General features: G+C 65.0%; 14 protein-coding genes, 1 tRNA gene and 1 riboswitch. Of the genes, 8 read left to right on the forward strand and 7 right to left on the reverse strand.

Features of this window, described 5'->3' with window-relative positions:
• Positions 1 to 65 precede the first annotated feature (65 nt).
• The 4 genes from ACSION_RS03630 to ACSION_RS03645 form a co-directional block, all read right to left on the reverse strand.
• On the reverse strand, positions 66 to 1,358 hold the full coding sequence (locus ACSION_RS03630) for an SMODS domain-containing nucleotidyltransferase (RefSeq protein ID WP_435304881.1): 1,293 nt from the start codon (positions 1,356 to 1,358) through the stop codon (positions 66 to 68).
• A 12-nt stretch (positions 1,359 to 1,370) separates the two neighbouring features.
• Positions 1,371 to 1,991: an SLATT domain-containing protein gene (locus tag ACSION_RS03635; RefSeq protein ID WP_435304882.1), complete on the reverse strand. Its 621-nt coding sequence runs from the start codon at positions 1,989 to 1,991 to the stop codon at positions 1,371 to 1,373.
• A gap of 452 nt (positions 1,992 to 2,443) precedes the next feature.
• Positions 2,444 to 2,662, reverse strand: a riboswitch (cobalamin riboswitch).
• 185 nt (positions 2,663 to 2,847) lie between these two features.
• On the reverse strand, positions 2,848 to 3,333 hold the full coding sequence (locus ACSION_RS03640) for a hypothetical protein (protein ID WP_435304883.1): 486 nt from the start codon (positions 3,331 to 3,333) through the stop codon (positions 2,848 to 2,850).
• A gap of 324 nt (positions 3,334 to 3,657) precedes the next feature.
• Positions 3,658 to 3,734, reverse strand: a tRNA-Met gene (locus ACSION_RS03645).
• Between the two features lie 116 nt (positions 3,735 to 3,850).
• On the opposite strand from ACSION_RS03645, the gene ACSION_RS03650 reads away from it, so the two are divergent.
• The 3 genes from ACSION_RS03650 to bfr all read left to right on the forward strand — a co-directional run bounded on the left by ACSION_RS03650 (position 3,851) and on the right by bfr (position 5,320).
• Complete coding sequence (locus ACSION_RS03650; protein WP_435304884.1) at positions 3,851 to 4,447, forward strand: RNA pyrophosphohydrolase; 597 nt, start codon at positions 3,851 to 3,853, stop codon at positions 4,445 to 4,447.
• Between the two features lie 66 nt (positions 4,448 to 4,513).
• The gene (locus ACSION_RS03655; protein ID WP_435304885.1) at positions 4,514 to 4,726 is read left to right on the forward strand and encodes a (2Fe-2S)-binding protein; all 213 of its coding nucleotides are present in this window, start codon (positions 4,514 to 4,516) and stop codon (positions 4,724 to 4,726) included.
• A gap of 117 nt (positions 4,727 to 4,843) precedes the next feature.
• The gene (bfr, locus tag ACSION_RS03660; protein ID WP_093490773.1) at positions 4,844 to 5,320 is read left to right on the forward strand and encodes a bacterioferritin; all 477 of its coding nucleotides are present in this window, start codon (positions 4,844 to 4,846) and stop codon (positions 5,318 to 5,320) included.
• Here the strand turns inward: bfr and ACSION_RS03665 are convergent.
• From ACSION_RS03665 to ACSION_RS03675, 3 genes are all read right to left on the reverse strand, one after another.
• Positions 5,287 to 7,764 carry an ATP-binding protein gene (locus tag ACSION_RS03665; RefSeq protein ID WP_435304886.1) on the reverse strand — a complete coding sequence of 826 codons (2,478 nt, stop codon included), beginning with the start codon at positions 7,762 to 7,764 and terminating at the stop codon, positions 5,287 to 5,289. The genes bfr and ACSION_RS03665 overlap by 34 nt on opposite strands.
• 2 nt (positions 7,765 to 7,766) lie before the next feature.
• Positions 7,767 to 9,662, reverse strand: a complete 1,896-nt coding sequence (locus ACSION_RS03670) for an EAL domain-containing protein (protein WP_435304887.1) — start codon at positions 9,660 to 9,662, stop codon at positions 7,767 to 7,769.
• Positions 9,663 to 9,744: 82 nt separating this feature from the next.
• Positions 9,745 to 10,365 carry a DUF4126 domain-containing protein gene (locus ACSION_RS03675; RefSeq protein ID WP_093489917.1) on the reverse strand — a complete coding sequence of 207 codons (621 nt, stop codon included), beginning with the start codon at positions 10,363 to 10,365 and terminating at the stop codon, positions 9,745 to 9,747.
• A 98-nt stretch (positions 10,366 to 10,463) separates the two neighbouring features.
• Here ACSION_RS03675 and ACSION_RS03680 point away from each other — a divergent pair, with 98 nt between their 5' ends.
• The 5 genes from ACSION_RS03680 to nudC are packed head-to-tail and all read left to right on the forward strand — an operon-like array spanning position 10,464 to position 13,763.
• On the forward strand, positions 10,464 to 11,198 hold the full coding sequence (locus ACSION_RS03680) for a DUF6776 family protein (protein WP_435304888.1): 735 nt from the start codon (positions 10,464 to 10,466) through the stop codon (positions 11,196 to 11,198).
• Between the two features lies 1 nt (position 11,199).
• Positions 11,200 to 11,625 carry a bactofilin family protein gene (locus ACSION_RS03685; RefSeq protein WP_435304889.1) on the forward strand — a complete coding sequence of 142 codons (426 nt, stop codon included), beginning with the start codon at positions 11,200 to 11,202 and terminating at the stop codon, positions 11,623 to 11,625.
• Between the two features lie 47 nt (positions 11,626 to 11,672).
• Complete coding sequence (locus ACSION_RS03690) at positions 11,673 to 12,398, forward strand: DUF6776 family protein (RefSeq protein WP_435304890.1); 726 nt, start codon at positions 11,673 to 11,675, stop codon at positions 12,396 to 12,398.
• A 37-nt stretch (positions 12,399 to 12,435) separates the two neighbouring features.
• Entirely contained in the window at positions 12,436 to 12,822 is a 387-nt protein-coding gene (erpA, locus tag ACSION_RS03695; RefSeq protein WP_056878554.1) for an iron-sulfur cluster insertion protein ErpA, read from the forward strand.
• 20 nt (positions 12,823 to 12,842) lie between these two features.
• Positions 12,843 to 13,763, forward strand: a complete 921-nt coding sequence (gene nudC, locus ACSION_RS03700; RefSeq protein WP_435304891.1) for an NAD(+) diphosphatase — start codon at positions 12,843 to 12,845, stop codon at positions 13,761 to 13,763.

Genomic DNA, 13,763 nt, shown 5'->3' on the forward strand with positions numbered 1-13,763 from the left:
CCGAAGCGGTTTAGCCGTTCGTCGTGCTCCAAGGATCGAGCTAATGAGTAGGTGCGAGTTCGTGCCTACGCAACGACAATGGGAACCTCGGCACGATCCCTCGCTACGCAGACGCCGTTTTTGATTAAGTAGATCTCGACATAGTGGTCACCTTCGAAGTTTGTGTTCTCGTACTTCTCACGGTTTCCGCCATCGACCTCTAAGCCGCCTCGTTCCTTTCCGCGCGCAGCATGGCCACGATTCTTAACCTTCCAGCGCACGTTGTATGGCTCGGGCACGTTGCATTCGCGTAGGAAGAATCGCAGGCGGTACCCGAAGGGCAAGCGCCTATCGCGGCGCGCAAGCTGCATAAATCGCCACTGCATAACATTGTTCTGCATCACTTCATAGTCGAGCTTTGCTCTGTAGCGAATGTCTACAGGAAATTTGTCCTCGATAAATTCTTCGCCTGGGGAGGTAAGGTCCGGGAGAACGGTCTCTTGCAGAATCATCCTGCTCATCACCGGGAACGACCGGCCAAAGACAGAGCGCCACTTTTTAGTCTTCTCAACAAGATCAGTGGCTTCGTTTGCCTGCTGGCATCTGCGTAGCGCCTTTCGAGCTCTGCCAGTGAACTGACCTTTTGCTTTGACGGGGTCGCCACTTCCTGGTGCAGGCCAGGTGCCGTCGTTGTCGAGCCCGCTGAGCCACGCAAAAAGTGTGACCAAAAGGTTGGGATAGTCAGCTGCGGATGCGTTTTGCTGGGTAACGTGAGTTAGGAAGAACTGAACTACGAGAGTGTCTATGAGGTAGCCGCCCATCGGCGCCCCCATGTTGTTCTTCCAGGCGCGCATCATCTTCGCTAATGCACGAGCGTTCCCGTTCCAAGCCGTGTCATAGGTATTGAAGGCTTCCATCTCGATTCGGGGATTTGTTCTTTCCCACGAACCTCCGTTTCGAGTTGAGCCGTATATGTAAGACCTATCATTCTGGAGAAACGCTGGGAGGACCTCTACCACGTAATTCTCGAAGTCCACTACCACGACTGGGCCATCCCCGCGAATCGTTGTTCTCGTGTATCTCTTTTGTAGGGAGGCCCGGACATCTGCCAGCATCTGGGACGGGCCATTGCCGGAGCGCCCTTCGTAGCGTGCGAGATCACCTGGCGGCATCTCGAAAACCATGTCGAGGTCGCTGATGCCATGTATAGCGCTGCGACGCCCAAAGGAGCCAACTTGCAAGCTATGCAGCGTGTCAGAGCTGGAATTCCAGAAATCAGCATTGAGGCGGGTCGTTATGCCCTCATAGCTGGTGGAAATGTCCTGGCGATTGGATACGGCGAGGTTCGAGAGAAATTTGTTGAACGCGGCTGCACTCATGGACGTGCGCCGCTATTGGCAAAGAGCGTTGATGAAAAGGTGGATTCCACCAGCCAGTAAAGCCGAAGCGATGACGCCCAAACCAACAAAGGCAGAGAGCGGCGCCATATCGCGCCAGCTGAACTTGGGATTTCGGTGTTCTCGAACCCATGAGGAGTCAATCACCCAGAAGAATCGGTGGTGAGCCTTCCAGCTTGCCCCGAAGATCTGTGGAGACACGTTCAGGTCGGATGCTTCTGTGCGTATGTTGATTAGACGCTGGCGAAACTCGTCCAGTTGTGCCGACTGACCGCTTGAGCTCTTTGCATCGATGGCAAGGTCATGTAGGCGCTTATACAAATTATTCAGCTGTATAGCAGTCCGTTCGTATTCGCCAAGACGCGACTCATAGTCGCGTGCATAGAGCATGCAAATACCGATAATCAGCAGAATTGCCGACGGCAACTTGTCGGCAAACTGCGGATAGACCAGGCCTAAGATCCCTACTGCAAACGAGGTGACGGTCACCATGGTGGGTACTTTCGAGGCGATGTCGAGAGTCGCGAAGTGCAGGCTCGCGCTGTAACCGACGTTGTAGCCTTCGCTGGCGATCTGCTCGAGAAGTAGGTCTCGAGGCGACTTGTTCTGGGACATTCCATTGCGCCTTTAACGTGATCTTCATTCACATTAATGCCCTGAATTCCAGCCTGTCAAAGGCGCAGGCTTTCACCGCTACGGTATTCAGGGGGAGGGCCCAGCCTTTGAGGACGCCAAGCCACCCCTACCATCGTGATGGCTTCCGGAGATCCTCACGTCCACCACGACCGAACTGCGTAGAGGATCGCCGCAACACCGAATGTGCACGCGAGGACGAGTGCGGCGATTGCCAAGAGTTGGCCCGCCCGGTCAGCCCCGCGCGTGCTCATCTCGCCCTGGATATGAAGCTTATGTCGGTTGCCATCACTCTTCATCGTCTGTTCCTGCGAACGCACATCCACCAGCCCGAGGGGTTAGGTCGATCTGGAGGTGTGGTCGCGGGTCGCGATGCGAACGGGAGCCCCGCGACTGGCACGACGCCAGTCGACTGACCCCATCCAGTCCAACGCGTGGAAATGGGGCCGTCGGCAGGTCTTCGGACTGAAGGGCTCGGAAGGATTGTCTTCCACCTACTTCGCCAGCTTCCCGAGGTTGGCCTCAGTGCTTGTGGCGGGTTCGTTCCCTATTACCGCTGCGGGGCAGTGCCGGAGTGGCCCGAAGGCGTCACCAGCTTCCCGTTTTAATCCCGTGGCTTGCGGACCGCGGGAACCGACAACGGCAAGATATGGGGTGATTTGGAGCCAGTCAACACCAAATATTGTGTGGAACGAGACGTGGATTGCCGAAGCATGTTTCACGGGCTCCGACCCTCGGCGGCGGGGTAGGCGGCGCTATGGGAAGCGCATCAGGCCACCGCCAACCGCGTTCAGCTGGCGGCGCCTCAAACAACAGAAGCGGCCCTGTGGGGCTCCCGTCAAACCCCGCCAAGTTCCAAGCGGCGCGATTCACAATTCGGCGCCTCTTTGGGACCTACCAGTTTCCAGAGCCATTGCCCGGCAGGAAGCTTGCCAACCCACCAAGGTCCCAGCCTTTTGTAACGCTCCCAGTAGGTTCTGCACTTGAGGTCAACGGGGGTGCCGCATGCGTTGCACCGCTGCTCGTAGCTGCGGAGGCACTCGTTCCTGAGCTTGACCCTGGTCATCCCCTTCATCTCAATGCCGGCGTCGACCGATCTGCAAAAGAGGAACTGCTTCTTGCATTCCCGGGCGTCCGCCGAGGGGCAGGTGTCGGTCACGGGGATGGCAAGTTCATCCGGCCCCGGAAGAATCACGACGATGAGCAACAGAACCGTCAGGAGGACCTTCAACGGGAAATGGGGCGCTTCTTCTTGCACCCACTTGTCGGCCTTGGCCTCCAGCCACGCTACAAGCCGATCTTTCCACCGGTTCGCGGCGCTCATGGCATGTCCATCGTTTGTTGGGGCCCCATGGGCAGGAACGGGCGGGAGATGGCGGAGCGGTCAGGCGTCGGCAACCATCGGCGTTGCCGCATGGGCGCCGGTCCTACAGATCCGGCGCGCCAGTAGGGGGTATGCCCTGTTGGCTTGCTTGGCGTTACTCGAGGCCTCAGTTGAGCCCTTGCCTTCCGGAGATCTCCGAATGAGCGGCAGCTTTCCTAAGCCACCCTGAAGCCGGCCCCACCCCTACCGCAACCCCGAAACGCACCCAAACAAAAACCCGCCTTGCGGCGGGCTTCTTCAACGCGTTGATTCCTAACAGGAATCTGGTGGCTATGGGTGGACTCGAACCACCGACCCCAGCATTATGAGTGCTGTGCTCTAACCGGCTGAGCTACATAGCCGCGTGAACCGCGTATTCTTCATTTTCACCCCCTCCATGTCAACCGGGCGGCGCGCGCTTGTCGCTTCCGGCGGGGCGTGGCAGAGTCGGGGGCAGTAGATTTCAGGAGTCCGCATCGTGATCGATCCGGACGGCTACCGACCCAATGTCGGTATCGTGTTGATGCGGCCGGATGGCCGGGTGTTCTGGGCGCGACGGGTGCGCCGGGATGGCTGGCAGTTCCCGCAAGGCGGCATGAACACGGACGAGACACCGGTCGAGGCCATGTACCGCGAGTTGCGCGAAGAAACCGGCCTGTTGCCCGAACATGTCGAAGTTTTGGCTGTGACGCCCGGCTGGCTGCGTTATCGACTGCCGCCCCGGGCGGTGCGCCGGAACGAGCGTCAGGTCTGCATCGGCCAGAAGCAGGTCTGGTTCCTGTTGCGTCTTTTGGGGGATGAAGCCCATCTGCGCCTGGACCTGACCGAAAGCCCCGAGTTCGACCATTGGCGCTGGGTGGATTTCTGGTACCCCGTCGAGCACGTGGTCCTGTTCAAGCGCCGTGTCTACGCCAGTGCCCTGGGCCATCTCGCGCCGTTCGCGCGCGGCGTGGCGGGGGTCCAGGCCATTCCCCCGCCATTGCCGTCCGCGCGGCCGCAGGAGATTGTCCGCCGGCGAGGCCGTAGCCGGCCCGGACGTAAACGGGATGGCGGGAGCGAGCCTGCCCAGAATTGACAATCATTCTCATTTTGGGTGCAATAGCACCGGGCCACTGTGGGTCCGTCGCATCCGCTCCCTAACGTGTACGTCTGCATCTGCAACGGCGTGACCGAACGCCAGATCCGTGAAGCCGCCACCGCTGGCTGCACGACCGTGGCCGAGCTGACGATGCGGACGGGCGCCGGCGCCAACTGCGGCAGCTGCCTCGACATGGCGATGGATGTGTTGCAGGCCGCGCAGCCCGCGCCGCGGGAATCCTTGTTCCCGATCCTGACGCTGTCCCACGCCGCCTGATTCGCGGCAACCGTCCGTCGGCGGCGTCGCTCCTTCCCAATGATCACGATTCGCGTTCCGTCACGGAGCGCGTGCACGGGCTAACCTTTGCCGTCCTTCCGCCCACGGAGCATGGCCATGAAAGGCGACGCCAAGGTCATCGAGTACCTCAACAAGGCGCTCTACAACGAGCTCACCGCGATCAACCAGTACTTCCTGCACGCCAAGATGCTGAAGAACTGGGGCTTCAAGGAGTTGGCCGAGCACGAGTACAAGGAATCCATCGACGAGATGAAGCATGCCGACAAGCTGTCGGAGCGCATCCTGTTCCTCGATGGCCTGCCGAATTTCCAGGCGTTGGGGAAGCTGCGCATCGGCGAGACGCCGCGCGAGATCCTCGAGTGCGACCTGGCATTGGAGCAGGAAGCCCTGCCGCTGTTGCGCGATGCCATCAAGTACTGTGAGTCGGTGGCGGATTACGTCAGTCGCAAGCTGTTCGCCGACATCCTGGATTCCGAGGAAGAGCACATCGACTGGCTGGAGACGCAGCTGTCGGTGATCGATCGGATCGGCGAGCCGAACTACCTGCTGACCAAGCTCGAAGGCGACGACTGAGGCGTCGCGGCAGGCTGCGGAATCAGTGGCCTGCCCAACTGCTGTGCGGCGTAGCCCTGGAGCGCCATCCGGGCGCGCGCATACTCCGCGATGACCAGCGCGACTGCGACGGCCGGGCGCTCCAGCTTGCGCGCCCGTGCACCCAGTTCGACGCGCTTGGCGGCAGCCGATAGCGCCATCGCGCCGACATTGGCGCTGGAGGATTTCAGTGTGTGCGCGGCATCGCGCATCGCATCCAGGTCGGGGATCGCCGCCGCCTTCTCGAGCGTCGAGATCAGGCGCGGCGCATCTTCGAGGAATACGGTGATGATGCGGGCGGTTTCGTCGCCGGCGATTTCACGGAGTTCTTCCAGCATCGTCTGGTCCAGCACCGGGAAACTCGGTGCCGGTGCGCGCGCCGTGGCCACCGCTGGCGTGGCGGGCGCCGGCTCGACGGGCGCAGCGAGCGCGGCGTTGCGCAACACGAAGTTCATCCGGTCGGGCAGCCAGCGATTGAGGCAACCCTCCAGTTGTTCGCGCGACACCGGCTTGGCGAGGTAGTCGTCCATGCCGGCGTCGAGGCAGCGCTGCCGGTCGCCGGCCATGGCATTGGCCGTCATCGCGACGATCGGCAGACGCCCGCCGGTCGCACGCTCGGTTTCGATCTCGCGCCAGCGGCGCGTCGCCGCATAGCCGTCCAGCACCGGCATCTGGCAGTCCATCAGCACCAGGTCGAAGTGCTCCACTTGCATGCGCTTCAGCGCAATGTCGCCGTTGGCCGCCGTTTCGCACTCGAAACCGAGCGCGGAGAGCAGCTTTTGCGCCACCAGCAGATTGACCGGATTGTCTTCCACCAGCAGGAGTCGGGGCTCGATCCGCATGGCGCTGACGATGGCCGGCTCGGGTTGGGAGGGGATTTCAGGTGCGGCTTCGGCGCTGACCGGTGTCGTTGCGAACGCCGGCGTGGCCGTTTCCGGAATATCCGGCCCGGATGTCACTGGGAAGATTTCTTCCACCATCGGTGCTCCGACTTCGGGGTCGCGCTCGGGCGCGGCACCGGTCAGCGCGGCGCGAAGGTCGGCATCCGGCGACTGACGCGAGAGCAAGGTCGCGCGTGCGTGAAGTTCGGAGGGTACGGTCTCATCGCCATACAGCCAGACCAGGCGCAGCGAGTCCGGCAGCGGACGGCGCGTGATCGCGCGGTGCAGCGCGAGCGCCGTGCTGCGGATACCGCTGATGTCGGCCAGCACCGCCAGGTAGTCCTGTTGTGCCTGCTCGGACACCAGGCGGAGACGGTCCAGCGCTTCCTGGGTGGTTTCCACGGCGACCGGCTGCATGCCCCAGTTGGTGACCAGCAGGGTGAGGCGCTGCCTCAGCCTTGCGTCAGGCGAAACGATGAGGACGCGCCCGTGGTCCAGTGCGCCGTTGTCGCGCTGGCGAAGGTCGCCGATGACCTTCATCAGCGGGGCCTCGAACCAGAACGTCGAGCCTCGGCCGACCTCCGACACGACGTCGATGCGGCCGCCCATCAGGTCGACGATGCGCCGGCAGATCGCCAGGCCCAAGCCGGTGCCACCGTACAGACGCGTGGTCGAGGCATCGGCTTGGCTGAAGGAATGGAACAGGCGTCCACGCGCGTCTTCGTCGATGCCGATGCCGGTGTCGCGCACTTCGAAGCGCAGCAAGTGCTGCGCGGCGGTCTCGCCGAGCCGGCGCACGACCAAGGTGACGGAACCGCGGTCGGTGAACTTGATGGCGTTGCCGACCAGGTTGGTCAGCACCTGGCGCAAACGCACCGGATCCCCGCGCACCGGCAGGCGTACCGCGGGGTCGAGCTGCAGGCTCAGCTTCAGGCCCTTGTTCTCGGCCGGGCGATACATCAGCTGCAGCACGCTATCGAGCAGTTCGCGCAGGTTGAAGCCCGTTATCTCGAGGTCGAGCTTGTTGGCCTCGAGCTTCGAGTAATCGAGGATGTCATCGACGATGCGCAACAACTGGTGCGACGAGGCGGTGGCGGTCGCCAGCATCTCGCGCTGGTCCGGCGCCAGCGGCGCGCGCGAGAGCATCTCCAGCATCGGCACGATGCCGTTGAGCGGCGTGCGGATCTCGTGGCTCATCGTGGCGAGGAACTCGCCCTTGGCCATCGCCGCGGACTCGGCGGCTTGCTTGGCGCGCACGAGTTCCTGTTCCAACTGGTCGTGCCGCTGCAGGTCGCGGCGCAATCCGTCCCGTTCGGACTCTGCCATCGCCGCGCGGGCCTGTACGCCCGTGTGCCGGTGCGCCTGCGCGCGGGCGCGCAGCGCTTCTGCCAGTGCGGTGGCGAGCGTGGCGCCGCCGGCGCCGATCGCCACCGGTAACCAGGGACCATCGATGCCCGCCGCGTGCAGGCCGCCAGCGGCGACCGTGGCGGCGGCGAGCGCCGTCGTCAGCCAGGGCATCACCGGTGTGCGCCCCGCGGCGGGCATGCTTACAGCACCGCGTTGTGGAAGTCGAAGCCGAGTTCGCTGCCGACCGCCTGCACCAGGTTGCCCTGGATGAAGTCGACACCGCCCATCCACATGGCCGCGGCGGCCTGCGGATCCTCGATCTGCTGGCCGATCACCTGCAGCCCCTGGCGATGGGCGGCATCGATGACGCCGCGCAGCTGGTCGCGCAGCACCGGGTCGGCGTGCGCACTGGCGTATTTGCTGGACACGCGCACGAAGCCAAGGGGCAGCTGCGTGAGCAGGGCATCGGCCTCGGTGCCGGGCTCGAACTGGCTCAGGCAGAACTGCACGCCCGCCGGCATGAGCTGCTGGCAGAACTGGCGCAGCGTGACGGTGTGGATCAGCGCATCGGCCAGGCGAAGGTCGATGACCAGCGACGTGCCTTCGATACCCCGCGCGCGCAGTGCATCCAGCAACCACTGCGCGTGCGAGTCGCGCGCCAGCGAGCGCGGTGACTGCGACACGAACAGGCGCAGGGAAGGGCCTTCCGCCTGCCGTTCGGCCAGTACGTAGAGTGCGTGTTCCAGCACCCAATGGTCGATCTGCGCGATCCCGCCGGCCGATTCCGCCGCTGGGATGACCTGCGAGGCCGATATCAGCGACCCATCGGCCTGGCGCATGCGCAGCAGCACCTGGTATTGCGCCTGGTCGCTGCCGGCGACGGCGACGATCGGCTGGTAGGCGAGTTCGAACTGGCCGTCCTCGAGCGAGATGCTCGGTGCGTCCTCGTCGATCTGCGCGGGTTCATAGGCGGCGAGGCTTTCCGGCTTCAGGCGGGCCTGCAACACGGCGCGTTCGGTCGCTTCGAGCGCGCTGCCCGCATCGGCGAAGCCGAGCGACAGCGCGGTGTAGCCGACCGAACCGCGCAACTTCAGTGCCTCGTTCGCGCGAGCCTGGAAATCGTGGGCCGTCAGGCCGTCGCGCAGTTGTTGCGCGAGCGCGACCAGCGTGCCTTCGTCGACCGTGTCGGCAAGCATGAGGAAGCTGTTGTCGTTCAGCCGTGCGACCGGATGCGGCGACGCGGCGGCGGCGAGTTGGCGGCCGGCCTGGTTCATCAGGTGCTCGAACACGGCGTAGCCGTAACGCTCGCGCAGGCTCAGTGCGCTGCTGACTTCGATGAAGAACAGGCCGCCGCCCGCGTTGCGTTGCAGGCTGTCGGTGAGCTGCTGCAGCACGAACGTACGCGTGGGCAGGCCGGTTTCCGTATTCAACGTCGCGCGCGGGAGCGCTTGCTGGCGCTGGCGCGAGCGGAGGATACGATTGGAGACGGCGGCGATCAGGTGACGTGGCCGGATCGGCTTGTTGAGAAAGTCGTCCGCGCCGCTTTCCAGCACTTCGAATTGGCGCTCCGGGTCCGGATCGCCGGTGAGGAAGACGATCGGCAGGTGCAGGTATTCGGGCTGCTGGCGGATCAGCATCGTCAACGACATGCCGTCCTTGCCCGGCATGTGCAGATCCATCAGGACCAGGTCCGGATGGAAGCGGCGCATTGCATCGAGCACGCCGTCGGACTGCATCTGTACCTCGGCCTGCATGCCGGCGCCATGCAGCACGCTCTGCGCGAACAAGGCCTGCCCACGGTCATCCTCGACGATCATCACGCGGTACGGCGATTCCGGATCGACGGGCGGTGGCGGGGTGCCGGTGTCGCTCGCCGCCGGGGCGGGCGGTGCGGTGGGCGTCGTCGGGGCGGCGGAGACGGGCGTGGGGGGCGGTGGGGTCATCTCGACGGGCTCTCCGGCTCCGGGCAGGTCCTCGTCCTCCGGGGCGGCATCGCCCGCCCAACGTCGCCAATAGTGCGCCGGTGGGGTTTCGGCACGCAGGCGCGAGCGCGGCGGCTCATCCTGCATGCGGGACGTGGAATCGATGGCGGACATCAGGCTTCCCCAAGCTGAGCCCCATTATGCGATGAAGTTCACAGGTGAGGCAGACCCATGATCCCCGATGCGCTGGCGCCTGTCACGGGCCAGAGGTCGGGGGTGTCGCCTGCGTCGCGGGCAGCGGTTCCAGAAGCCGCTTCAACCCGCGCGAAAGCGTGCGCCAGACCCACCACACGGCGATCGCCACCAGCAACGACATCCCTACAACAAGGAACAACGCAATCCAGGGGTGTGCAAAGGCCAACGACAGGCCACCGACGACGACGGCGTCTTCGGCAACGGAGGCGGTCCAGTTGCTGACCGGCTCCGGGGACGTGTTCATCAAGGCACGAGAGCCGCTCTTCAGCAGGTGGCTGGTCAGCGCGACGCCTGCGCCCGCAGCGAGCGCGCCGCCGCTGAGCTGGCCGTCCGGCGACAGGGTCGCCGCGGCCAGGAAGGCGCCCGCCGGCACTCGGGCCAGGGTCTGCAGCAGGTCCCAACCCGAATCGACCCCCGGGATCTTGTCGGCGAAAAACTCCGTCAGTGCCAGCGCACCGGACGTACCGAGCACCCACCAGGATTCGGTCACCTGCAGGGCTGGCGGCAGGTCGAGCCAGCCGAGCGCGCCTGCGAGTCCGAGGCCGAAGACCGTCAGATAGACACGGATGCCCGCCATCCATGCCAACAAGATCCCAATTACGAAAAGATGCGCTTCGGACATGTCAGCCACTCCCGGTAAACTCGAGGACTCGCGCCACTGCGGCGAGTATAGGGGTCCCATCTGGCTGCCGGCTGAGTGCCTGGCGCCGTTTGTCCGTCATGTCCGAGCGTCTTCCATCCCGCTTTCGCATCGTCCCGCGCGATGCGGCCGTACGTCGTCGAGGCACCACGCTACTGTTGGGCATCGCCTGGGCGGGCAGTCTGGCGGCCGCCTGGTTCGTCGCCAGCCATACGGCGGCGCCGCGCCTGGCGCAGGCGGATGCCGCGCGGGGGCGTGCCGAGCGTGATATCGCCGCCGTACGCAACGAGTTGCGTTCGCTGCAACAGCGCGAGTCGACGCTTGCCCGTTCCGACCAGATCAGCCGCGCGGCCAACGCTGAAGTGCAGGACGCGCTGGCCGAGCGAGACGAAGAGATCGCCGCATTGCGTGCCGACGTGGCGTTCTACGAGCGCCTGGTCGGTGCCACCGGCCAGCGTAAAGGCCTGGGTGTGCACGTGGCCGAGTTCGAGCCCGCATCGGGCGGCACTTGGCGCTACCAGATCATGCTGACCCAGACCCTCAATCGCGGCGCGATCAGCCAGGGCCAGATGCGCTTCATCGTGGAAGGCGTGCGCAACGGCAAGCTCGCCGCGGTCGCCTGGGACGAATTGCACCAGCAGCGCAGCGCCCCCGGGCAGGCCTATTCATTCCGATATTTCCAACAGTTGGATGGCAGCGTGATGCTGCCGCCGGGCTTCACGCCGCAACGCGTCAAGGTGACGTTGCATGGCGATGACGCGGCGGTGGAGCAGGCCTTCGACTGGAAGACCGCTACCGCCGCAGGAGGCAAGTGAGATGTTCAAGAACAAGCCCATCCGTCCGGACGTGGGTGCCATCGACACCCTGATCGGCCCCCAGGTGATCATCCGTGGCGACGTGGTGTTCAGTGGCGGCCTGTACGTCGAAGGCCATATCCAGGGCAAGGTGATCGCCGAATCCGGCGAGCGCGCCGTGCTGACGCTGGCCGAGCAGGGCAGCATCGAAGGTGAAGTGCAGGCGCCGGTGGTGGTGATCAATGGGCGCATGGTCGGCGACGTGTATGCGCACGAGCGCATCGAACTGGCCCCCAAGGCCCGCGTCCACGGCAACCTGCACTACAAGGTGGTCGAGATGAATGCCGGCGCGCAGCTGACCGGCCACCTCGTGCACGCCGAGGCGGTCCCGGCCGGCCAACCCCGGGAGGGCGCCGCCCTGCCCGAAGCCTGGGCCGCCGACGCCTGAGGCTTCCATTCAGAGCCTGATGTGAGACGCCGCGCTATCCTGCGGCCATGAGCACCAGGCCCGTCCCGCCGACCGTGCCCCCGCCCCGCGCGGTGGGGTGGCCGGTGTTGCTCGCCGTCCTGGTGCTTGTGCTGGGATTCGGCGTCTGGGGTGCGTGGCAGGTGTTCGCGCGCCATGCCGGCGACGCGCCCACCCCGGGCCAGTTACGGGCCCAGCAGCAGCGCATCGAAGTGCTTGAGCAGCGCGCCGCTACCCTGGCGCGTTCGGACCAGATCAGCCGCGATGCCAATCGCGACCTGCAGGCCACCCTCGCCGAGCGCGACGAGGAGATCTCCGGTCTGCGTGCCGATGTGGCCTTCTACGAGCGTTTCGTGGGTGCCACCGCGCAGCGTCGGGGCCTGTCGGTGCACGAACTCACCCTGGTCCCCCAGGACGCGCAGGCCTGGCACTTCACCGCCACCCTCACCCAGAACCTCAACCGGGGCGCCGTGAATGCCGGCCGCCTGCTGGTATCGGTGGAAGGCACCGAGGGCGGAAAGCTCCGCCGGCTGGGCTGGTCCGATCTGCGCCAGCAGGCGAATGCGCCGGGCGTGGCGTATTCCTTCAAGTATTTCCAGCAGGTGGAAGGCGACCTGTTGCTGCCCCAGGGCTTCAAGCCGGTGCGGGTCATCGCGCGCGTGGTGCCGCAGGGTGGTACGGCCGTGGAACAGTCGTTCCCGTGGGCACAGGCCGCCGCGAAGGACGGCGCAGGCGAAGGCGCCGCGGCGCGCTGAACTTGAACTGCCTGCCGCCAGCCCCCATCCTTTTGCCATGACCACCGTCGTATCCCTGCCCATCGCACCTGCCGCGCCGGACTACCAGTCCATCGACCGGCCGCTCAATTTCACCCCCGCCGCAGCGGCGAAGGTGCGCGAGCTGATCCAGGATGAGGGCAACGATGCGCTGGCGCTGCGGGTTTATATCCAGGGCGGCGGCTGCTCCGGCTTCCAGTACGGCTTCGAATTCGACGAGAACCGCGCCGAGGACGACGTGGCGGTGGATACCGATGGCGTTTCGCTGCTCGTCGATCCGCTGAGCCTGCAGTACCTCATGGGTGCGGAAGTCGACTACAGCGAGAGCCTGCAAGGTGCGCAGTTCGTCATTCGCAACCCCAACGCCAAGACGACGTGCGGCTGCGGCAGCAGTTTCAGCATGTGACCTCCGGCCTGCCGCGTTCCGTGACAGGTCTTCCGCCTCCCTCCGCTCCATTGACCGGGTTCGCCTTTGCCGGCGATACGCTCGATCGTGCCGATGCGCTGCGTGACGATGCCGACGCACTGGCCCGCTTGTGGCCCGAGGCGCGCGTCCTGCTGCTCGAGGACGACGGGCGCGCACTGGCCGAGGCTGAGGGCGAACTCTTCGCGCCAGCGGGTGCCGCCTTGGGCGGCGGTCCCGGCGCGAGCCTTTTCCTGGGGTTGAAGGACGGCGTGGCGTGGTTCGCCGCGCATGCGCGGCATCACGCGATGCAGGCGCCATCGCACGTCGATCTGCGCCGTGCGGCGGCGTCGTGGCCACCCTTCGAATCCGGCATCTTCGCGATGGCGCGCGCGCTGTTGCACTGGCAGACCTCCACCCGGTTCTGCAGTGCCTGCGGCGGCGCGATCACCTTCAAGCGCGCCGGCTATATCGCGCACTGCACGCAGTGCGGCAAGGATCACTATCCACGCGTTGATCCGGCCGTCATCGTGGCGGTCAGTGATGGCGAGCGGCTGTTGCTGGGCCGCCAGGCCGCGTGGCCACCGCGCCGCTATTCGGTCCTTGCCGGGTTCGTGGAGCCGGGCGAAACACTCGAGCAGACGGTTGCGCGCGAAGTGCTCGAAGAGGCGCAGGTGCGCGTGCGCGCATGCCGCTACCTTGGCGCGCAGCCTTGGCCGTTCCCTGGTGCGCTGATGCTGGGCTTCAGCGCGGAAGGCGAGCCCGATCCACCGCAGGTGGATGGCGAACTCGAGGACGCGCGCTGGTTCACCTTCGACGAGGTTGATGCGGCGCTGCACGGGGAAGGTGGCGACGATGCTCCGCTGCTGCTTTCTCCTTCCATCTCCATCGCACGCGCGCTCATCGAGCACTGGCATGCTGCCATGCTCGCGCGGCGCCCATAG

Origin of the sequence: Pseudoxanthomonas sp. LjRoot125, from assembly GCF_964252705.1 — a bacterium.
Classification (GTDB): domain Bacteria; phylum Pseudomonadota; class Gammaproteobacteria; order Xanthomonadales; family Xanthomonadaceae; genus Pseudoxanthomonas_A.